1 protein-coding gene (only partly in view) is annotated in these 25,573 nt (G+C 42.4%); it reads right to left on the bottom strand.

This entire window lies inside a single protein-coding gene on the bottom strand: locus tag PHV44_02110, encoding an SAM-dependent methyltransferase. The 74,034-nt coding sequence extends 27,899 nt beyond the window's left edge and 20,562 nt beyond its right edge, so the window shows coding positions 20,563-46,135 — codons 6,855 (complete) to 15,379 (partial); reading right to left, the first codon wholly in view occupies positions 25,571-25,573. The start codon and the stop codon both lie outside this window.

The raw sequence follows: 25,573 nt of genomic DNA, 5'->3' as shown, positions 1-25,573 counted from the left end.
TAAGTTTTGCTTTTATCTCCTCGCGCTCCTGCTGGCTTAATTTTATTTCAGGAACACCATCCTGAATTGATTTGACTCTCTCCATCAAATTAAGCGCTGCGGAAACCAATTCTATGCTCTTAGCGGCCCAGCGTTTCTCTATTGCCTCGGAATTAACCTGTTCAACTGTCCCCCTAATTGCCTCCCAGAGCGTTCTATACTTTATTACGGCTATTCCTAACATAGGCCTCCTACCGCCCTCTGGGACGATATACCTCTGTTGAGAAATACATACCGCGCTGCTATCCCACCATAATTTTGGCCCATACCCTCTTCTCTTCTTAAGCCGCGCTTTCAGCAACTCTATGCGAATATCATTAATCCTGTTTATTGCGCCATATAAAGTTGCATGGGCTGCCACTTCATTATCCGCGTTAATCAGCTGCACTGCTTCTAAAATCATTCTATTTATTTTGGCTACCCTGACTTTGGTTTTATCATTCTTAAACCTCTGAATATGGTACTTAATAGCGCAATCTAAGAGTTCTCCTACGAGCTCTTCCCTTCTTTGCGCCGTCTCTTCTTTCTCCTTACCTTCTAACATCATCCTCTTGGAAAGAAGCACAAAAAGCTCCAGGTTCTTCTCCAGCAAATCCTCGGAATAATCCCTGAAATGCGCCTCATCCTCAGTGATTTTTCCCGGGAGATTTTTTTGTTGCTGTTCGTTACCGTAAAATTTCTTTACATCCGGATTCTCTTTTAATTGCTCAAGGCTAATTATTAGTCTTGCCCGCGCGCCTTTTCTTAACTGATACGCCTCTTTCCCATCAAAAATTAAGCTGCCGTCCTTACTCTCATTCTTTATCTTTCTCATAAAAACATTTCTCTTATCAGCCCTATCTTGAATTAAGGCATATTCTGTATCGCCAACCCAGATTGTATCTATAGGCCTAAACTTAAGGCTTTTAAGCAAGACTGTAATCATTAACTCTTTCTTGTTTGCCTCGTTTCTTAAAAGCAAGTTACGCTCTTTCGCATGCCATTTAATTTTTTTCTTACCGTCTGTGGCAACTATAATCCCTATCTTATGCCCTCTTTTTTTCTTGGCAATATTCCCCTCAGGCAGATAAACTGTGCTGTCGTTAGGTAAAGGTTTAAGGCCTTGACGTAAATTTTTTACTAAATCAGGAAGTGGCCGTATAGCAGGAATAACTCCTAAGGCAACCAAAGGCGCGCCTGGAATCCCCCCTCCCTGAAACATCTGCCAAATAGTTAAACCTAAAAATAAAAATGGTAAAACGATGGTAAAGATTCTTTCAATCCATTCCAACCAGGCATCACCAAATTCCCCTCCTATTACACTAGAGATTGCCCATAGCTCATCCTTCTCCTCATTGCTTAATTTAGACTGATGATTTCTTGTTTCTTCTTCTATCAACTGGCGCAAAAGTTTTGTTTTTTCCGCTTCGCCGAGGCTAAGCCTTTGTTGAAGGCGAGGTTCTATTTCCTTCAAAATAAAATAAAGGGGATAGTTAATAGAATAAGAGGCGCGGAAAAAATAAATTAGAATCTCGGCAGAGCCTATGATGCCATCGGCTAAGGCCTGCCTATAAACTCCGATTACAAATTTTTCCCTTCCCTGCCAGGTTGACTTAAGATTAATCTGAGATGCTATTTTCTGTTGATAAGCTGTGATTTTTTTATTTATGCCGAGTTGGGTTTCTTGCAACTGCCCAATCTCTTCTTTTGTGTTCATTCCCAATACTACCAGGAACCTCCCAAATCTATCACCCAGATGTGGATAAGCCGCTATTGCCTTCTTTAATATGTTTTCCAGTTTTTCACTTCTTAACAATGCTTCTTGGACGTTATTAAAACTCCGCCATAGAGCGTTAGAAACATCTTTCTTTTTTTTCAAAGAGGCATTGTCTATAATATACTCTGCCGCAGCAATAACCCTGTCCCTATCCATATCGCCTATGACATTATAGAGAAATAATAAACGAGCGAGAGCATCAGTATTGTCCGGCTCGCGGCTTAAAACTCCAAAGGCTTCATTTTTTGCGCTTTCATACATTTCTGAATCTGAATAAACCCGGGCTAATTTCAATTGCCCCTCAATAGTCTGGGAAAGGTATTTTATTGCTTCGGATAGAGTGGAGAGCAGGCCATTCTTTAAGCAATATTTTGCTAATCCTGCGTGTAGTTCCAAATCTTTGGGATTATACCTTATTGCCTCATTATAAGAACCGAGTATTGCATCAATATAATCCTCGCCTGTCAGGCGGGATAATTTTTGGTAAATCTCAATCATCTCCATGTAAACTGATTTTAAATTACGCCTTGCTTCATCCTTCAATTTATCGTCATATTTTCCACTTTCTATAATATCTTCATAGCCTTCTGTTGTGCTGCCATCTACAAACTCATCTCCCGCGATTGCTAACTGAAGATATTCTAATATCTCTTCATACGCCCTTACTTCCATTTCAGGTAATTCTGCGGCGTTTTTCTTTTGTAAAAGCTCTTCCGCCTTTTCTTTAACCCTGTTTGCGTATTCAAGCGGGTTAGATGCGCCCAGGCCGCCCATAAAAGATGGAATAAATGCAGCAGTTAAACCTGCCTGCCAATGGCCATTGATAAACGACCAGATTATAGCCGCAGAAACCAGAATTAGTAAAATATTTGAGATGTGCGGGGCGCCAGGGCCAATTATTTTTTGGGGTTGAGTAGATTGCCTCTTCTTATTATAATCGCGGATCTTGCGATACAATTCGACAAAGAAATCATTTTTAGTGAAGATATACTTATAAGCACCGCCTAAATCAATAAGAATGCATTCCTTGCCGTCCTCTGTCTTCTCTATTATATCCGGCCGCAATATATCTTCCGGCTCAATACCCGATTCGCCAACTTTATATAGCTGGCCATACGGCTCAGTAGATGAAATTACAAAATTTATTCCTGTTTTCCTTCTTAAGTCTTCCAGGCCTTCTATTACCCTATCTTGATAGGTAAGCCACTCATTAAACCCGCGCACCGTCAAACTAATGGCAAAATCAACATCCTTAGGCGGAATTTTAAAATCTCCTCTGGCTAAACTGCCGGCAAGATAATAATGCTGCACAATCCCTTCCCTTCTTAAATCCTCAAGGATTCTTAACGCCTCTTTTAGGTGTGGAGATAGCCTCAACAAAAATTCTTCATTTACCCTATCCCGTTTTTGCGTTTCTGGGCCATCCAGGGAAATATCAGGGTTTAGATTGACGCGTTTAGATACCATGCTTTCAGGTTGGCTTTGTTTGCTCAAAACCGGCAATAAAGATTCCTTGCTTATTCGGCCTTTTTTGTCGTGCTCGAAAACGATGATGTCTATGTTTGGCCGAAAAAGAATAACCGGCTTCTCTTTTATATACTTTCGCGTTTTTTCTTCGGGGAATTGGATGGCCCTGCCCACTCTTTCTGGTTTGCACTCCTGGGATATCAACTCTAAATGATGCGGAAGGAGTTTCCCTACTATTGCTTGTATTAATTCTGCGTCCACAGGGCCGGTTGACCAATACTCAAAACCCCCCACTTCAAAACTCGCTTCAAATATCAGACGTACTTCCCGTGCCAAATCATACGCTGCCTTCATATGGCGGATATATTCTTCGCGCCCTATTCTTCTAAACCACTCTTTCTCCGCGCTTATGTTAAAGCTGATATGAATCATAAGGTAAGAATATTCGTGTTTTATTCCTATGAGCTTGCGCATCGCGCGTTCGCCTATTGAACCGATCTCCCAACCCGACGTAGGAGCGTGTACACCCTCGTAAGACACAGCATTATTTTTTATTACCTCAGAAATAATGTCAGCGTAATCTTTATCGTAAATCGGGTCATAGTAATCACGCATAGGGTCATTATCAAACCAGCTGCCAAACGAACTTAATTCTTCTTCATTACGATAAAGGGGCAGATTATCGCGGTTATTTTTAAGAAACTCTCTATATTCTGCCGAAAACTTTATTAATTCATAAACCCAAGGCCAAGGCATATAGGAGACTTTTGTTCCTGCTGCCCGCATACAATAATCGCATTGCACTGAACAGCCCTCGGTGACACTTACCTTAAAGTTCGATAAATATTTAAAAAGGCACTCCAACACTTTTTGTTTATCTATTCCTTTAAAATATCCCTCAAACCACTCAAAGGGAGGGTTACTCAAAAGCTTAAGAATCTCTTCTTTATCTTCAGGGGTTAATGCCTTAGAATTAAGCCTTTGTTTTACCTCTGACAAGGCAGCATTGCCTTTTGGCGTCAGCGGGGCCGGGTAAGCCTCAAATAAGCTAAGCTTCCAGGCAATGAAAAATTTTTGTAAGGCCTGCTTTATGTTGCCTTTTATCCGCTCGATTTCTTCGGGAGAGAATTTAGAAAGGCTTGCGCGGCTGAGTTCGGGAATTTCTTTAATGAGGGTTTCAACAATTTTTCTTCTTGCTTCCGGCGGAGCCCGCGCTATGACTTCAGTCAAGAAATACTCTCCGTCTTTTAACTCCACCAAGCCAAACTTCATTAAGCCATTGAGCTCTTTGTGGAATACGCTGATGTGGAAGAATTTCCCGGTTTTCTTGTGTACGCCTCTTTTTTCCCGTAACTCAGCGCTGGTTAGGGGCATATCAACAAGATCCCGTAACGCCTCGGCAAGCGTGCCTTCCCTGCTTTCCTCTGTTAATCCTACTTCTGCCTTTTTTACCTTAACCAACCATCCTGTGCCTTTGCCAGAAATACTAATATCATAAGAGACAGGCATTTTTTCTTCCTGCTGTAAAATCTCTGCTGCCTTTACAAACAATTCTTTTATCTCGCGGCTTGTCAAAAGAGTAGCGTGCACAAGGCCATTGGCTTTAATAACTCTCAACATCTCCTCAATGGCAAATTCCTGCCCTTCTTTACTTAAGCGATGTAATATGAATGTTGCGTTAACCATATCAAATGAGTTATTCCCATAGGGCAGGCGCGTGGTGATATCGTGCTGCCGAAAGGCCAAATTTTCTGGCCGGTGTAAAGTTATATTAGCCGTTTGTTTTTCTGCCTCCCTTTTTATATCGCTGGCCCTTTGGACGATGTCGTCGGGAGAATCGCTAAAAATAGCCCTTTTAACCTCTGCATCATCAAGATATTTAGATAACTCCCCGGCTAATCTTATTGCCCGTATCGAGATATCCAATCCGCGTATTTCTTTAGCGCCTTGATAATAGGCATAAAAGGCATTGTAACCTAAGCCAGAGCCTAACTCTAAAATACTCTTTTTCTTCCAATCCCAATTATCAGGCAGGCTTATTTCTGATAAAGAGATACCATCGGCCAAAGCGATTTTATCCATCTTTATTGCTCTAACAGCCTCGCTGAGAAACTCCTCCGAAGACATGGAAGACGCCTGGCGCAGCTTTCCTATCCTGATTAAAAATTCCCTTGTCCTGTTTAATCTTTTTCCGTAGAACAGCCTCGCCAAGGCTTCATCTCTAAGTTTATAGACTGTCGGGCGCGAGCGGGCATACCAAATGCCTCTTGCATCTTTTATTTGAGCAACCGGCATCCCCTGTAAAAGCAAGGCTATAATATCTAATTGGTGTTGCGCATCATTGCTTCTTATCCCCTTGTTTTTCCTTTCGTTTTCAGTAATTCCAGTGAGGGATTGCATATCTTGCTTAAATATTTCGTAAAACTCTATAAGCAGCTCTGATTCTTCAAGAGATAAAGTATTATCTTTCCAACGCCTAAGGCACTCCCCTATTTTTCTGAGCCCGGATGAATATTTGATTCCGAGCCTCTTTTCGAGTGTGCCCTCAAGCCATCTGGCCCCGCTATAGGCCCATCCCGTGTCCCCATCAACTGACAATATAAGACCCAAGGTAGAAGCCCCGGCAATACATTTAAATATTTGCCCCCCGCCAGCCATGCCTGCCTCTGCGGCAGGCAGGGAATGTAAAACAAGCAGGGCTGAACCCAGGATAGCAAAAGCCAGGCAAAAAATAGTGCCGACTCCTAACGCATTGCCGCAGGATTTAAACCCATTCTTAACCCCAAGCAAAGAATTTTCTGGATATATCAAACTTAATAACCTGCGGACGTTAGGATTGTCTAATCCTTTTCTGCATGTAAATTGAGCGAATTCTTGCCGAAAATCTCTATCCTTTCGAATAATTCTCTTAATGGTCCTGGCAAGAGTTACAACATTATCATTGCTATTTACAGCTTTAAATAATAAGTATACTAATTGCTCATCTTTAGTAGATTTTACGCCGCTAGCATAAGCCTTCAAAGCCTGACGAATCTGTTCTGAATCTATTGCAAATAGCTCTGTTTTAACACTTTCGCTGAGTTGCTTAAGTATCCTGTTTACCCCGGGGCTATACCTTTTAGCTGGATCGACTTTTTTTTCTAACATACTAAGGCGCTCTGCCATCTCTCGCGGATACAGCTTCCCGGCATAAAACAAAATCTCTGCGATATTATCCCGTTCAGGATAGGGGATTTTCTGAATAGCCTGCAGCTTTTTTAGTAATTCTCTGTAGTCAAAAGCAATCAATTGAGCTTCTTGAAACTTACCGAGTAAAACAGTAGGGATTCGCTCGGGTGTCTTCAGGAATGCCCCTTTGAATAAGACACAGCTATCTAAAAGCTTTCCGGGTTTGCCTTTGTTTAATTCCCGGATTAAGAAACCCCGGAAATCTCCGTTAAATTTAAATAATTCCAGATTGACATCCTTATTAACAGCCTCCTTTGGAATACGGAGCATAACTCTTCGGCCTTCAAAAGTATATAATTGCACTTCGGGCTTGGTAAACCAAATTCTTCCTAAACTCAATTTTGGCTGGCCTGTAATCAGGAATTGTGTTATCTCCTGCGGTTTTAATCCCGGATTACTGATAGCTAAGAATAGGATTATCGCAATTACCCTAAGATTGGGGGTTTCGTCTGTTAAACCTAATGCGCGCCTTGCACTCTTTAGGTATTCGCGCACCTTACGCTTCTGGATTCCGATCTTTTCAGAAATCTCTTCCTCTGAAAGGCCGTCGGCAGCCGAAATTAACACTTCCATTTCCCGATTTGTTAAAGGGTTCTTTAATCCTATTTCTAATTCAAACGTGTCCTGTAAAGTAATGAAGCCTTTTTGCATAGCCTTTCTTACAGCTATGAGCCGGGCATCAGGGGATTTGCCATCGACTTTGAGTTTACCAAAAATAGTGCCTACATAATCTTCAATTGTAGCAAGGCCAATCTGTAAACCTTCGGCAATCTCGGAGTTAGTTTTACCTTGAGCCATTAGATTCAATGTGTCTATTTCTCGCGGCTTAAGGGGATTCCTAAATTTACGCTTAATAGCTTCCAGGTTATACTTCTGGGAAGAGATTATTCCTTCTTTTATTGCCCATTCTACCAGCTCTAATGGGCCGCGAACACCAGATAGTTGGTATAGCTTCGATACCTCGCTTCTCACTTGGCCTATCGGCATTGTTAGTTTAATACTGATCTCCTTATAGTTCTTACCTTCAGCAATTAACTCAACAACACGAACTTTACGTTTACCGTAGCTATCTATTATTAATTTGGTAATGTCTATACCGGGGGGAATAAACCCTTTGTCTTGGGCGAACTTTACCATCAGTAGCCGCTTAAACTGGCCTCTGGCATCAAAGCCTATTTTGCGTAATGCGCTATAAATACATGATATATGCCCGTGCACAGCTGTTTTGGAAATAGTTAGGACCTCGGAGATTCCCTGATTAGATTTACCTTGAGCAACAAGTTTTAATACCAGGGTCTCACGTTGAGTAAGCGGGTTAAATTCCAAGTCGTCTGATAATTCACCTGCCTTCTTTACCGCTAAAACTAATTTTTTCCGATTTTCCTTCTTTCTGCTGGGAATATTATATTCTAAATACCAAGCATGCATTGCCTTATTTACTTCTACCGCAGATAACCCTATTTCTTGGGCAATCTTTTTATTCCCGTATCCTTGAGCCGCTAAAGTAAGGATTTGGCGCTTCAGGGTATTCTCCTTATTATTATCTTCGGGTAGAATAATGGGCAAGGCCAAACTTAATAATATGGGCGCTCCGGAGGCAAAAGGAGTAATAAAAACCTGTAAATCTAGGTGATTACTAAGAATATGCCCGGTTAAATATAAAAGCAAAAGTGAAATTATAGGAAGGCTAAAAAGTATAAGAAGGTTGTTATTCTCCTCATTTTTGTGACCAAATATCCATGTTATAGCTAAAGCAGCAATTCCAACTAGAATTACCGGCATTACCCACGAGGAAACTGCAAAAACCGCAGCCCCCACAACGCCACCCGCACCCAGCCCTGCTAAAATAGGAAGAAGAATACACATAGCGTTGCCGTCACTAAAAGTGGACTTGCCACTATTATTTTCCCCATTATTTTCATCGTCAATATCATAACCGCCTGCCTTAAGCTGCTCTAAAATTTCTGGTAAAATGGGTATCTGATAACCAGGAATATCTCTATTTTTTATATCGAGCATCTCCCTTGTATAGAAATCTTCGCCGATTGCTTCAAATCTCACCAGATTTTCTATGAGTATATTGTCAATTTTCTCTAAGAATACAGGATTAGTGTAAAAATCAAACTCCTTAGAAGAAAAACATTTGATTCCGTCCTCAAAAGGATAATACTGGGTATCTGTAAAACTTAGGTAATATGTTACATTACTGAAATCTATCTCAATCCACCAGTGAGGATCGAAAGGGTGAGATTGAGAAAGAGTTCTTTTTTCTCCCTGTACTACCCTAACTTTTATTAAATTGCCAAACTTCTTAATCAATAGTTCTTTCTCAACTTGTGAAGCAAACTCACAGACAAAGGGGTATTTGTATAATTTAGTTTCTGGAATTCTGCCGTCATACCCAGCTTCGTGTTCTCTTAGAATCTTCTGCAAGGCGGGGTTTATGCCCCGGATAAAATTACTTACTCTATTGATTAAACCTTCCTCATTCTGTGCTCTATCCTCCCGCGCGCCGGAGGGTTCTACCGCGGTAACTTTCTCTATGACAATCATCATATTGCTGTCAGGAAGCGGGACTTCTTTTCCTTCCAGATTCAAAAGCCGCGCCTTGCCTTTCAAGTTATCAACGTAACCCCGCTGTAAATAAGACTCTTCTTCTAAAGCCAGGGGGACTTCTTTTACGGTAATTCCTAGCTCTTGGGCTATATCATTAAACAATTTAATATACCCGCTTCGAGTAAACACACCGTATTGCTCTCTTACCTCATATGTTAAACTGATGGGGCTGTATTCGGGGCGATAGCACCAGCTTAACTTAAAGAGAAACTCCATCGCGTCTTTACGCAACATTTTTATCTTCCATATCTCATTCTTTAAATTTTCCTCAATAATTTCATAGGCCCCTGATAAATCCCTACCTTTAAAATTCTGAATAAAGTAATCAAATGCTTCTTTATTATTTTTACCTCTTAACTCAACTATCTGTATTCCCTCGCCATCTTCCGGCATAGGCCAATCCCGGATAAGAATGCGCCCACCACTGGACAAAGACAAAAGGGCTGCCCGTAAAGCATCCTTTACCGACTCAATATTAAAGTTTCTACCGTCTTTGCCCGGATAACTAAATATTTCATGCAGTATCGAGCAGAATATAATTGTATCTACTGCCGGAATATCCATTTCCCTTAGGATGCGAGAAAGATTAGCTGCTTCGTCTTTTACCGCCTGGGCAGAAAGATGTTTCGTGGCTATTTGTTGCTGTAACTTCTCAAATGCTGCCTGGGACTTCTCTATCGCCACTATTCTTTCTATCCCTCTGGATTTCTTTAACCCTTCGGCTATCTCCAGCGTCCCTCCAGCTCCGGGGCCAACATCAACCCAAACTTTACCTTTACCGTGATTTAAAAGCCGAGCCTTATCAGGCATGGCAGATTCCATTGCCTGTAAATAAAGAAGTTCGTTACTAACCCGGTCAAACCCGTCTATACGAATTCCATACAGGTCTAACAGCATTTTTAGCGCCTGCTGGAATTTAATAGAGTCCCTTAATTCATATTTATGCACCAGGGCCAAGAGGCTGGTTGTTTCCTCGCTAAAGTTAAAATCAAAAGAAATAGCTTTCCTGCCCTCTATGGCCATTTCTACGCACCCAAATGTAGGTTCCTGGCCTTGGGTTAAAGTTTCCGGGTCAAAAGCCGCGCAGGCCTGCGGATTTAAAATTAAGTCTTCTAACTTTATATCGCGTAATAGGAACTCAATAATCCTGATTTTATATAAATCAAATTGGTGCCGGCCGCTGGAGAGTATATGCATAAAATCAAAGAAACTAATGTGGAAAGGTTCGTTTATATTCACTTTGTTTCTCTTAGCCATATTTAAAGCAAGCGCAATAACCTTTACTTGAGTCTCAGCCCGTAATCCAAAAGTGGCGCTTTCCACATACCAACCTTGGAAATGTTGTAAGTCGCTAAAGAGAACACTGGCGGCATCAAGGCTCAAATTATCTATAACCCGCCCTATCTCATGCAGAGGCTCGCCCAAATCTCTTCTTTCCTGGCGGAAACGCCCTAAGCGGTCCTTTAGATATTTCTTTTGTGCCTCAACAGAAGCAAGGTCCCCCCAGCGCGCAATAAGAATATCCTGCCAGTTTGTTTTAAACTCTGTTCCTTCGGGCTTAATCACCCGGTACATATCCATAAAGAATTCCTCAAATTGCCTGTTGAGACGAGTGGTCATCAATCCTTCACGAAGGCTAGCGGTATCCAGGAAATTAAAGAGATAAACGATACCGGCTATTATTCCGGCAGCGCTTATTTGATCTTTACAGCCAATTGCCTCGGACAAAGCGGATAAATTTGCCCGGACCCAATTTGTAAAATCAACAAAAACATCGTAAGATACCTCTCCTCTTACCCATTGCCCGGGGAATCCGCGCATCTCAATGAGACGGTAAAAGAACTCATTGAGAATTTGGCTGTAAGGATGCTGTCTAAACAACTCAATATTTTCAAAAAGGCCTTTCTGCCAACTGCCGGAAGAAACTTTATTGCGCAAGATAAGGCCGGCTGCTTTATTGGGAATCCTAAAATCTATCCCTTCGATTTTCTGCCATTCCTTCCTCAATTCAGGAAGGCCGGCTTTAGCCGCATCATGGTAGAGGAAGGCCGCGCGTAGATGAGCAAGAAGATTATTTTCTTTAAGAAACCTGACTATGCTGCAAAGTTTTTTAAACTCTTCCTTGGAAATACCGGGTTCATCCTGGAAGAGTTTTATGTCTTTTGTTTCTAAGCCTAAAAGTTTTCTGCCAAAACCACGTTCAAGAATATGCTTCGTTAGCGAAAGATTCCTTTCCCCTGCAAAGGGCGCTTTCTCGGCATCAAAATTCATCTCTTCAGAGCGCTGGTATAAATAACCGTAGATCTCAGGAAACATCCGTCTTAAGCTCTGTTCTGAGAGGCTTTTCTTAATATTTAAAAGCGAATTAAACCTTTCTAAAAGCGCTGGGGTATCAGAATAAATCCTGGCCTCTATCCTATCCTTTTGCCTAAAAGGCTTCTGGGCTTCTCCTTGAAGGCGCAATATCTCTAAAAGGCCCTGCCAGTTGCGCCAGCCATCAAGAATAATGTCAGCTCCTTCTTTAATTAACGCCTCGCGATTAAACGTTCTCTCTCGGCCTTTTCCTTGAGGCAAACCTAAAATTATGCCGCCTGATTCCTTCACTGCCTTAATGCCCTCAACCCAATCGTTAAAAAACAAAAATGTATATCCCGGGAAATGGTGCCTAAGGCTTTCTATAACCAAATCCCGGTATCGCGATTTGCCATTTCTGCTTGGCGTAGAAAGCGAAATATCGTCTGCGCAGATAACCATCTCTTCAGGAATAAACTCAAGGAAACCGCGCTCTTTAAGCTGACGAATAACCAGAGAATGTTCTGAGCCGCTCGTAATCACAATGGGTATGCCTCTCTCATAAAGCGCCCTAATAAGTTCCAAGACACCGGGCATAGCCAGAGGGACACTAGTTCTCCTTGAATCTATTCGTGCTTGAGCAAGGCACTCCAAAGCCTCTTTCTCTATTCTCCCGGATGCTTGAGATAACAAACGAATAACCTCTTCCCCTGAGGCATGAATCACATTTTGATTAACCCACCTAATCCCCCCTTTATCTTCAGTTCTTCCCGTAAGCCGGCAATAAGCCAAGGCATATTCTTGCCTCCATGTCGGCTGAAGTAAGACTCCATGCACATCAAAAATAGCCAACACAGGTTTATCTAACGACGGGAATGAAAGCTTTATAACCTCTATACCTGCCTGCCGCCATCTCTGGGTTTGGGCTAAGCATGCCTCTTCTTCATTTTTCCCCTGGCGATGGGCTTCTTCGTGGTCAAAAACAATGGAATTTTGGAGTTCTATGGGCAGGTGTTTTGCGGCAGGTTCAAATTCTTCTAATTCCTTAATACTGGCAATCTCCTTATTAGCAACAGACCGGGTGAACATCCAAAAAGGAGGGCCGTTAATCAAGCCGTATTCCTTGATAAAAGCAAGAATAATCCGCATCGCAAGATATTCCAAGAACAAACCGCCCCTTATATTGCCTTTTCTGATTAAGCCTTTTAGGATTAATTTAGAGCCGTATTTAATCAAATCCTTCGGGGTGCAGTTTTGAATGCTTCCCGTTGGATACCATTCTTTAAAAGGCGCTGAAGCTTTTTTAACCAGCACAAGCGGGCCTAACCAATATTGGCCCCGCGGGTAATCCGGCGAATCAAGTTGTGCGAATTTTTGGTAAATAAGCCCGGAATCTTTATTTAAAGCGCTTTCTAAGATTTTTAATTCTTCCAGAGCTAGCCCAAGCCCGGCTTCTTCAGGAACATCCTGGTCGGAGCCAGGTAACCACAAACAAAGCCTTATAAGAACCAGGCCGCTATCTTTTAAATAACGCTTTGCCGCCTCTAACCAAAGAGGAAAGTTGATGCTATTGTTGGTTAAGCACGGCGCATTGATAGTAATAATGTCTATGGACTTATCTTGCAGATACGGAGCCTGTTCCGGCAAATCTTCTACCTTACTGATAATAAATAACAAGTTTGCGCCATCATCTTTAAACCCCGGGTCAATACCATCTTTAGTATTATCATTAACGCCGATACCGGCTATACTATTAAGAGGTATACCAAGTTTATGGTGAAGAAAAAGCTTAAATTCACAGCAAAATCCTCCATCACCGGTTCCTAAATCCATAAATCTTAGGCCCTGGCGGATACCTTGCCCAAGTTCTTTTATTAGGATGTCTCTAAGAGAAATTATTCTTTCCTCGGGTAAAACAGTATTTAGAGAAGCTCTGCTTATTCTAGAATTGCTTACCGCAATAATCACATCAAACTTTTTCCCTTGGAGTTGTCCTTTTTTGTCATCTATTATTTTTTCCATCTCCTGGCGATACATCTTAAAATTATCCGTAAATAATTTTTGTTTGTATGCTTTCTCCTCTCGCCGGGCGAGCGCCAAGGTAGATTCGCAAAAGAGGAATTCTTTTATCTCAGGCAAGCTTAATTTTATAGACACGCCTCCTTTTTGGGTAACCGTTAGCTTTCGCGCGAACTGAGGCCTGGCTTTAACAAAATCATTTATTGCCCTAACTACATAGCCGTTATCAGCTTCTCCGAAATACACTAAATTTCTTATTCCGCTGAATCTGGGATAAACAGTCAATACTTTCAGATGGGGCAGGCACGCCGAATCCACGCCTATTACCTGCTGATAAAGTTTACGCAAACTAAGATGGAATTTAAATTCAAAGGCCGTATTGCTGCTCATTGCGTCAAACTCTTTTAAAACCACGCCGTTATCGCATACAAACTCCGGCACTGCCAAAAGCCTTCCTAAGTTGACGCTCTCAAGAGTAGTCCCTCTTTTTATAACTATTTCATAAAGGCCGGATATCGCGCCTGCCAGCCCTAAAACCTGGCTTCGGCATTTCTCGCCCCGTAATACAGCGCCTGCCATCGTTTTTGTTGCTTCAAAAACAAAGGTATGGACTATATTTTCTGATTTACCTTTATATAAAAGCAGGAAGCGCACTTTCTCCCGTAATCTGTCATAAGAGAAATCCTTATTCCTGAATCCCTTAATCTGGGATAAATGCCCTAATAATTCTTTGTGGCGGGGCAGCCCGAATAGCCCGGAGTAAGCCATTCCTACAAATATAAAGCCCACGCCCGCCCCAATCGCTAAAGGTAACTCACTGATGAATAGGAAGATAAGGGCAAAACTCAATAACCACTGAAGAATATAGGCAAAGCAGTCTTGGTTCTTTGAGATCCTTAGGATTTTGTGCCCGATAATTTCGTGGATAGAGATAAAAGGACAAAGAATATATAAAGGTAAAGCGGAGAAACAGAACAAGGCTTTAGTCAAGGAAGAACCGGATTCTTTGATGCGTGCTTTTATTGCCTCTAACACATAGAATTCTTCCGGTGTAGCGATAACTCCTTCCGGCCCGGCCCGGGTTGGATGCGCACCTAAGGCGAGCTCATATACCTTAACTATGCAGCTTGTAGCATAAAATAATGCGCCCACTATTTCCCCGGATAAAATAAATTTCTGCGGCAGGCCTAAGCGGAAACCAAACGCTGCAAGAATTATAGTAACTATGGCCGAAACCATAGCGCCTTTATGGGTCATAGTGGGATTATTTTCTATGGGTGCCTTCCGCTCGTACCGCGAGATAACCTTCTTTTTCCTATCTTTTTCAATTTTATAATTCTTGGCTCCTTTAATAATAAAATAGTGCCCGAATGATTCTCTTATTGGTCCCTGCTTAAGTGGATGTGCTTCCTGAAGGAGTAAATATCCTTCTAAAAGGGCTCCGCGGGCATTAAGCCAATCGATTTCTTTTCTAGGGATAAACAACAATCCATCGTTTCTTTCTGTAAGGTATAGTTGCGCAACCCTCTCCCCGTCTCTTTTTGGTTCACTATATGCGCAGTTAGAAATTAATTCTGCGAGTTTATGGAAAGAAAATATGTCTGATACGTCCCCTGAAATAACCTTATAAAAAACCAGGGGCTCTTCCCCGGGAAAATATTTCCCGTTATAACCTGTAATCAACCAGCGCTGATTAATGCAATACGAATAAATGTTTAAGCGGCGAGGATAGAATTCGCCTACTCTATCTCTCGTTATTACACCGCGCGGCTTGGCATTCATTATGCTCTCTATAGGGCTCAGTTCACCCTTTGCGGCACTCGGCGCGGGAGCGAATGTATTAAGGAAAGAAGCCAAATCCAAAACCTCCTTTGAGGCTGTATTATAAACTGAAATGTCTTTAAGGTTTAAAGGGCCGCCTAAAGGAACCTTGGAAGTAAACCGGAGCGTAGTTTCTCCTTTCGCTTCGGCAATTATTGCTTGTTCTAATTCTGAAGGGCCGGCTATAATATATTTGTCTTCCCCTATAATTACCTGAGGTAATCCCTGCAGAGGATAAATTACTTGAAAACTGATTATCCTGCCTTTAACTCCATTTAAATAAGCCTCCCATCTGTCGCCCGGATAAATACAATTCTGACGAGCATCCTTTTTCTTTAAAGCCTCTTTTAATTCCCTGCGAACCGATGGGTCTCGCAAACCTTTATTAATTAGAGCAAGAGTTTCGCTGGGGAAGTAATCTTCTCTTTCTTGCCTAACAACCGCTTTCGTTGGGGGAGAAGATTTTTGGCGTTTGAATTTTTCTCTCAATTTAGCCATTATCCGATGCCTATTTTTGAAGGCGAATAAGCCTCCTATTACTACAAGAATACCAGCGCTAACGGTAAGTGTCCAAGGTAACTCCAATGACTGCGCTAATAAAGTTAAAATTCCCAACTCAACAATACCTCCGGTAAAACAAAAAACCGGAGGCCCCTGCTTGGACTCAACGCTTTGAGCAGGAATAGTGACTAACCACCGGAAACTGCCTTCTGCAAGGTCGTTGCCTACAATACGCAAATGCCCGCGAGGTTTTAACGCTGCGCGTAGCATCTTTGCGAACTCCCATTTCTGTTCGTAATTCAGATATTCCCACAGATTATTGATGATCACCAGATCCGCGCCCTGAAGCATCCTCTTGAACTTATCGGAAGGAAGTGTGTCCGCAACAAAATCTATCTTCTTGCGGTAATAGGCAAGATTACTGTTAACCTCGTCCTTTAAATCCAGGATTTTCTTTATCTGTTTTTTTGACTGGTCTACCCTCATATCGACCTTCAACGCCGAAAGAATATCGAACCCTGACTCCATTTTCCTTTTAGCTACTTTCACTACTTCTTCCTTATCTATTCCGATGAATATAAAGGTAAATTCTTTCAAAACCGAAGGGTCGATATTCTGCTTGAGGTACCAGGCCCAAGTAATCATCTCCTGGCCGAAAGCACAAGCGGGAATAAGGATGTTTATGGTCGCCTCTTTATTTTTCCTTTTTTGCGCGATTATCTCTTTGATCTTCGCGATAAAATCTCGCGCCTGCTCGGTTTCGATGAATCTTAGGAAATAACTCTCCACATGGTGTTGCTGCCAATTAAAGTGCTCGCCGAATATATCTACCATTTCTCGCAATACCGGATCCGAATAAGCAATAAGGGCATCAAGCACCCCTTCCAAAGAACCCTTATAGATATCGGTAAACCGGCACGTAAACACGAAATACCGTAGAAAATTGGCTATGGCGCATTCGACGTCTAAGCCGCTTATGCCCAATCGCTGCGAAAATGCCTTGGATATCTTAAGTACCTTATCCGGGTATTCTTTGACGAATTCCTCTACCTTAGGCATACTCTCGAGGATAAAAAGTGCGGGATTACCACTCATCTGCCATTCTCTCGCCGCTACCTCCCTAAAATTTTTTCTTATATTGTTTTGAATTAACTTTAAAGGAAAGGTAAATTCTCCCAAAGGAATTGAATTCATACCATACAATTTCTTATGAAGACCCTCGGCTGATGACGTATTAGCCACGCCAGAATCCGCTTCTTCTGTGCATCCTAATGCAAGCGCCTTCTCAACGGACAAATCCATCAGTATTCTCCCTATGCCTTGGCGCCTATAAGCCTCATCCACAACTATAAAATTAAACCTTACCAAGGGTGGCTGCCCATCACCAGCAAACTCGAATTGATAATAACGTTGCCCGACAATCTTGCCTTCTTTTGCTGCGAGAATCATCTCATAAACAATCTTTAGGCCATCACTAATTTGGCGCCTACCGACATACAAGTCAGGATCATAACCCCCCTCTGGAGTTATATTCAACCCGGGTATAATAAAATCTCCCGGAAATATATAGAGGTCGTTGGAATCTTCTCCTAATAACTCGCTGGCTGTGGTAGTAACCAAATCTTTACCTGTGCACTTTTGGGCAAAAGCTATAAGCTTATCCTCAATAGACTTCCCTTCCAATTTATCTCTGGCGAATTTAACCAGCCTTTTTAATCTATCTTCATTTGCTGGTATAGATATTTTTTTAAGTATAACTAAACCCTCCGGGTCGCCTATCTGCCTAAGGGCAATAGCAATCTTTTCTGCGATTAAAGAACCGCCCAATACTGCTGCCTCAAGTGCTTCTTTGGCCCGGCCGTCTATTTTTTGGGCATTATTGCCCAATGCACATATAGCCGCTGCCCTCACTTGAAAATATTCATCGGTGTCTTTTATAATTTGACACAACCCAAAGCCAGCCCGCTCGTCTTTAATTTTATTAAAGGCGTTAACTGCCGCTAATCTTACCGTACGGTCAGGGTCATTGAACATGGATATAATCAAACTTCTAGTTTCAGCGGTATTGATACCTACCCATGCTTCAATTTGCCGGGAACATTCCATCCAATCGCGGGAAGGCATCAAGGGGGCTGTCGTAACCATCCCCACCATTAATATTGAGATAACAAATAATCCCATAGCATTAAGTTTGCCGATTATTATACCTAAACAAGCTAAGATAAAAATAACGGATGATGAGATAATTAGGCTTTGCGGATTAAATACTTTAGAAAAGGCTTTCGTTATAGGAGAAATTTTTTTCTGCCGGGATTGATTATACTGCCTGATTAAACCTTGTAGTTCCGTGCGTCCGGATTCGTGTTCTTTAATGGAGGCGAGCACTTTGGGCGAGAACTTTCTGAATTTAGCGGAGATGAGCCAGTTAATATCTCCATCGGGGGTAAGGCCGCGGGCAATGGGGTTAGTGCGGGCAAAGCGTTTCTCTACTTTGGTTGGCGGGCCCCTGTTGCCATGGAGTTCCTGAATATATTCTAAATTATTTTTGTAGGCTTCATTATATACCTTTAAGAAAATATTATTTTTTTGAACAACCTCTAAAATGCGGCCAGCCAGGCGCTGCGTATCAAGGCGCAGGTTGTGGTCGCTGTTTGTGTCGGGTTCTGGGAAAAGTTCATAATATAACTTTTTTGCTTCTGCCTGCAAATCTGCGTCTTCGCTACTCAATAATATACTCATAATAGCATTACGTATTCCCAATTTATATGTTGTGTTTTGGTTGAACATTTTCTTTAGATAATCTAAAGAAGGGCCATTGGGAAAATCAAGATATATCTTAATGGCATCAATGTAGTAATCTCTCATATCTATCTCTACCTCTACTCTTATATCTTTAGTAATCATTTCACTAAAAGAATCAAATACACTCTTAGCCAGCTTAATTAATTCTTCGTCCGATGAATGCATAGCTTGCAAAAGATGTTGATGAAATATTTTAAATCTTTTGACCTGCCATAAATATGAGTATATTTGCACAAGAAGATCTTCTTTGGGCTCTAATAACCTCTTTAATAAAAATTTTGAGCCTTCGTCATTAGCCGTCCCCAAATACGTGTCCATGGCGCCTTGCCAATTCCGGCCTCTTTTTAAATCTGTATCTATGATTTTGTTGGTATCTTCTACAAATTCCTCCCACAGTTTTTGGGCGCATTCCTTTAATTCGAGGTCGGAAGAAGTTGTGGCTTGCCTGATTTTATCACGTAGCTTCTCTCCCAGGCCTAATTCAAAAGACAATACATAGTCTATCTGATAGCTTATCTCTTTGTCTCTGCTCATTGCTTGAATCAATATCTTTAATAATTTCTCGTTATCTAATATGACCTCTACCCCTTCAGTAAATCTGTTATTAACAATATTAAGAATGGAGCCTATTTTTTTATTATCCGGGGGATTATTATTAACCAGGCCTTCCAGCGTTGACAAACCAACAGCTATTTGCCGCACTCCCAGCGATACATCATCACTATCAACTTTCTCTGCTATTTGTTTTAAAAGTCCCCCGGCATATTCTTTATCTCCCGCAGTTTTCCCAATAGCAATATCAAAGAGCTTGCGAATAACTTTTTCTAAGGTTCTGCTGTCAAAGAATTGACTACCCCTTAACACCCCCACCAAGAATATCAATGCGCTGATACCAACCCCACTCATTGGTACAAACCAGTTTAAAAACCCCTGAGGCAATCCAGCAAGGACAGGCATGTCATTTTTAAAAACACCTAACAATAACGAAACTACAATCCCCAGCCCGAATAATACTAAGAGCATATTTAATAAAGCTATGCCTTTGATAAAGCCGGGATTGTCTTTTCTATGCTCCTCGGATTGCAGCGCTCTTTTTTCAAGCCGGCTGCCAAATACAAGCTCGTTAATAAAGGCTACGGTCAATTTCCAATTCTTAGCCCGGTCAAAACATATCTCTCTGCCGCGGATATTGATTGTATAATCTGTTATGCCAAAATATTTAAGCGCTCCCCTAAGCTGGCGCACGCGACCTAGGCAATCCCTCGGCCCTTCGTCTCTTCCGTCACTGCCTAAGTCAAACATAAGACTCTCTATGCCATTTTTCTTGAAATTTTTATTTTGATAGTAAAGCTGAGTGGCTGAGGCATGCACCCCGGCTTCTTGCAATAAGCCTACCATGTGGGCATAGCCTTGTTTCTTAGCCAAGGCAAGATAATTTTTTAAGGCCGGATTTCCCCAGATTTCCCCGCTAATAAATTGCTCATCCAAGACGACAATGGACTGCTTGACAATGCGGCCTGCGCCTATAGTCCAGGTATTATATTCAGTGGAGCCCATTTGCGCCGGGTCAAGGCAAAGGACATTAACTTCATTATCCAGCGTCTTGACGACAAAATCTTTGTCATTTAAGAACGGGCTCTCCCGAAGCTCTTTTATACCTGCCTGATAATCGTAGGCTTTAGTTGCCTCAGGGATGTTACGGTAATCATAATAAATAATCTTTATGGGGAGCTTAAGACTTTCAGCAGCCTGGGCCACCCCTTTTAACATCGTCTCCCTGTTCTTTATCTCCTCGGGCCTAAAATCTTCCTGTCTGCCGCCTCTTAATCCGGCATACCAACCTGCGGCCTTAAGGATAGCGTAGTTATCTTGGTCATATAATCCTTTAATCGTAGGTATGATGCCCTGCTTGATTGCCGGGCCAAAGGCATTTTTTGGATCAGCAAAATCAGTGTGGCCAAAGCCGTCTAAGAGGACCTCCCAGACAATCCTCTCTTTAGCGCCCACATAATCATCCGGTAGGAGGCTCTTGCCGGTCATCTCCTCGGGCTTGGCTATCCCTAAAATGTGCAAGACAGTTACGGCAATGTCTGCCTGGGTATCTTCTCGGTTACCTTTATGCCTGACTAATTTGACCTGTTTATTCTTAAAATCAATAATAAATATCGGCACATTATTAAAGCTATGGCCTGGCTGGCTGGTATCGTCTACAGAGCCGTGGTCGCCGTAGAGAATGAGCACCCCTTCTTTTTGCTCTACTGCCTCTAGTATCATCTTTACGCAGGTATCGCCGACCTTCAGGCACTCCATTATACAGGCCCAGCCGTCTCCTTCTTTGATTTCAAATGTGCCGTCGGGCCTTTCTACAAAGAGTTTGGTGATCTTCTTTATGTCCTCTTTGGCTACGTGGCCGATTAAATCCAGCGCGGATAAATTGGTAAAACCGTGCGTCCCGGGCCGGGCAGTCTGAATCTTTCTTATATTTGCCCTGGCTAAAACGAACATGCTTAATGCCGGATACATGCGGTAGTCTCTATTTTGTATTTGTTTTAACTCTTCAGTTTGAGGCAGCGGGCCATAAAACCAAGCCACATATTTATCTTTATCCAATTGCTTATATTCATCAGGCTTGTATTTTCCTATCTGCTCAAGGTTCATCAGTACCGGCATGGAGATGGAAGCATATTCTATATCCTCATTTTTAAAGAGTTCTTCTCTACCGCCTTTAACCACAGCCCTAAAAACGCTCTTTTCCGCATCAAACAAATATACGGTATGAATACCTTCCCGGCTTAAGACTTGCGCTAAACTATTTTCTACTATGGTATCAGCTAAAATAGCCCTCTCTTGCGCCAGCTCAGGGACATACTGGACCGTGCCGGTGATACTTATATCTTTTGCCTGAGGCGTAACTTTGAAGGCATTAAAATTAGGGTCAACTATAGCGGAGACCCATTGTATCTGCCTGTCTTTTCTAAAATTAATATTTAATACCGCCCCCCCCTTATCTAATCTTGACTTAGGCATGCCGTCTTGGCCGATAGTAATAATAGAGATCATTGCCTGGTCATTCTGACCCTGGGCATATCTTGCCTGAAGGGCGCTCTCTACACCATCCGCATCCCAGACGTAAATTGTCTCATCTAGCTTAGAGTAAATAGGCAGGCGGAATCTTCTTGCCAGCTCAAATAAGGCCGGGGCCTCTCTCCTTAAGTCCAGAGGATAATTGCTCTTACCCTGCTCGTTCCTAAACTGTAACTCTTGGTCTGCAATCTCTTCTCTCACCCTCTTAGCCCAACCATAATCTTTATACGGGCCATTTGGGTCTAAGGCCAGCCCGCCCTGATAAGGAAGCTTTACATTTTTGTAAGGGCCTTGGTTATAGAGTTCATCAGCCTGGTTAGTAGCGGCAATCAGGCCTCCCCGGCCAGCGCCCCAGAGAGTCCATTTGCCTCCAAAAGCGCCCATACCCATAGCTGTCTGCGCGGTGTAGGTCTCCAGTTCAGGCCGGGTGCTGCGGTGAGAAAAGACCACGACATTACCCAGTTTATGGCTGGTGGCTACAGCCAGAATCATGGCCAATTCTTCTGCGGATTGATTGGGTTTTTGTAGATGGGCATTAATCACGTCTTTGAATTTTAAGATTAAGTCTGCGCGGGAGACGACATTATCATCGCCTATCTGGATCATGGAAGGCATAATCGCCTTGCCGGAGAGCCAGTGTTCTAATTTAGATTCATCAGCCCAGTCCTCTACAGAGATAAAAGGATAGCGCTTAAAGAGTTTTAATTTATACTGGGTGAACTCTTCATTGGTCACTAAGCCGCTCTCATTGCCGGCAGAAGATGGGCCAATATAATATTTATCAATCTTGGAGATATACATCTCAGAGGAGGCAATATCCAAGGCATACCGGACATACTTGGCATCAGCCCCTAATGCCTTACGTGCCTCATCCAGGATATCCAGGATTAACTCTAAGGTAATCAGCCGGCCATCCTGGGTATAGGTCTGCTCAGTAGTGCAGCCGGATTCAGCGCCATACTTATACTTAATCTCAATCCCTTTTTTCTTTAAGAGGGCTTGGAATTTCTCGGTAAGCCGGATAGCGATCTCTCTTGCCTCTTGCCAGGTAGGAGTAAAGGCCATAACCTGCACTTCCTGCGGCGGGATCATGGCTAAATTTATGTTTTTATCCGGGAATTCTGAGGCATCCTTGATAATGCCCTGCTCCACTAACTCCTTTAATGGCCTGGCTACGCCATGCTTACCCCCTTCCCAGACCACAGAGTAGTTTACGGGGATAGTCATGGGACGAAGCTCTTTAGAATAGCCTTTAGTTAAACAGAACTTGTTATAACGGTAGTTGGTGATAATCTCTAAAGGTACGCCTAATCTTTCGGCAAAGGCAATTGAGCAAATCATGGAGATGCCTACTGATAGCTCAGCGCCAATATAAGAGAAGCGGGGTTTATCTTTGTTTTCGGCTTGGGTCCGGAATTGCTCATCTAAGTCAATGATCTTATCGGTGATCTCATCAGGCTGGCTGACGTTTAGCCCGATAAAATGCTTTCTGACATTTTTATTGAAGAATTCAATTGCCTGATCAATGCTGGGGTGGGTTTCAGGTTCGGATTTTCCTTTGGATATCCCTCCCATTACCCCTGCCTGCTCTAAGACTACGCCATTCTCTAAAACCATCCCAAATGAGATAGCCGGAGTAGGGGCCATGCCGTGTTTTTGCACTTTAAAGACGTAGATATCTTTAATCTTAAAACCAGCCGGGGCATACTTATCTGCCCAAGCAACCCTCTGGAATAAAGGCCTTAAGCCTTCCTGCAGAGGATGTGGGCCAAATTTGGAGGAAGAGCGCCTGGTTATATTCTCGATGTCTATCTTCGCATAAATAGCATATATCATTAACCCTATTCCGGCAACGAGCGCCGCGAGTGAAATTAGGTCTGTAAATAATCCGGCGCGATAGATTTGCAGCGAATGCACCGGACCGATCCCAAGATAATCAAGAAGCGCTCCCGCGACAAAAGCTAAGCCGATGAACAGGCTACGAGCACCTCTTTGCGGCCCTGGCAAGCTTCTCGCCATTTCTTCGACCGCAAGATTTCGCAGTTTCAACAAGGCTTTAGTAAAAGCCGCTTGCTGACTGGTACTGTTGACGACAATTGTTATCTTTTCCAAATTCCTGGGTTTCTTATCCCTGATAAAGTTTCCAACAGGAGTAACCAACCAGTTGGCTGATGTTTCATCGTTGCTCAACTTGATAACCGGTATCGTAACTGATCTCAGCCTGTACTTTTCAGCCAGTTCCAGCGCACTCTTGATAGCCAACTGGAAGTTATTGATGCTGGGACCCGCGTATTTTGATTGGTGGGTTATGGTGTTTATTACATACTGCCAGCCGGGAGCAGTCTGCCATTTTGGCTCATTTTTGATGTTTCTGAGAAATATTTCAAAGGCTGATCCGACATTGACATCCTTCCTGGGGAATATAAAATCATGTGCCAGTTTTTGGTTGTGGTTGTAATAATCCGTATCAGCAACCGTTGCAACTATTTTCTCCGCGGTTCCAGTATCAGCCTTCATATCGGAGTTTAAGCAAACGATAACGGCGTCGGATTTTATTTTGCCTATGTCTTCTCTAACTATTGCAATTTCGAGATTACCTATTAAAATGCTTTTGACATTGCTGGGTATAGCAAAGTTTATAATCGGCTCACGGGCACCGGCGCTTGTTGCATTCTGGCCTCTTTGCGCCGGCGGCCGTCGGCCAAATACCGGTATTTTGTTTAAGATATTAAATAAAACAAGCCTTTCTTTTATGTTTGCGGACAGTAAATTTGCCGCATTTTTCACGTCTTCATTTTTGTCATTTGACAGCGCGTCCAATTCGTTCTGAAGGGTGGTAAAATGAATATTAAGGTCTTCATTTGCAGCAGCGGCTGCATGGTCAAGGTTTTCCCTGATTTGCTGGTTACTCAGGTAGGCAATTTCAATGTTACCCAGAAGAAATGCCATTGATAGCTTGACTATGCTATCAGTTTGTACTTCAGAGCCTCTACGTAAAAGCCATGACAAGGACCATATTACCTTTAATGTCAATTCCAGATTCGAGGTAATCTCTCCTTTCGACCATAAAGCCGATGGTATTTCCATTCGAATCTGGGCAGAAGGATTGGTGCGCAGCTGAAACAACAACGCATCAAGTAATTTAGGGTCTATATCCTTTAATGTTATTTGCTTTAGATCTTCTGTATTAAAAGAACCTGACAATATTTTTTCCCTGGCAAGTTGTGCTGATGTTTGCCTGCTTTCATCCGGCACTACTGCGGCTGGTTTTTGCGACAAGGATTCATTAGCTTTATTTTTCTGGTTATTCTTTTGAGAAAGGGGAATTTGTTGCCTATATTTTGGCTTCTCCTTTGACAGCAATTCATTCAGGAATGTCATATATTGTTCGTGATTGTCTTCTAGAGCGATGATAATTCTTTTCAAATTCCTGGGCTTAGAGTCTCTTGCAAATTCTTCAATTGCAGAAAGCATCCATTTTGCTGATGTCTTGTCATTAATTGCCTTAAAGATCGTAATTGTAACCGAGCTAGCCTTATTTGTTTCAGCTAACAACAATGCATTATTTATTGCTAATTTGAATTCCTTTTCATTCGGAGTCTTCGACTCTGGCGAATGGGTAATTACGCTTATCGCATATTTCCATCCGGGCGCTTTATTCAATCGCGCATCATCAATCATTGATCCAAGGAGTACCGCTAAAGCATGCCCTGGGTTCAAAGAACCTTTTGTCGGGAAAATGAGATCCTTTGTCAATGATAAATTACTTTTTCTCGGGAAAAACAATTTGCTGGCAATAATCCTTATTGCTTTGTCAGCAAATCCGGTTTGATCGGTCATGTTTGAATCAAGACCAATGATAATAGCATCAGAAGGAATTTCACCCAGGTCTGCTTTAGTTATTCCTACGGTCATATTCCAGATATCAGCCGTATCTATGCCATATCC

The organism is Candidatus Omnitrophota bacterium (genome assembly GCA_028717245.1).
Taxonomy (GTDB): Bacteria; Omnitrophota; Gorgyraeia; order Gygaellales; family Profunditerraquicolaceae; genus JAGUYA01.
Note: the sequence above shows the minus strand (reverse complement) of the source record. Positions and strands in the feature narration are given on the sequence as shown.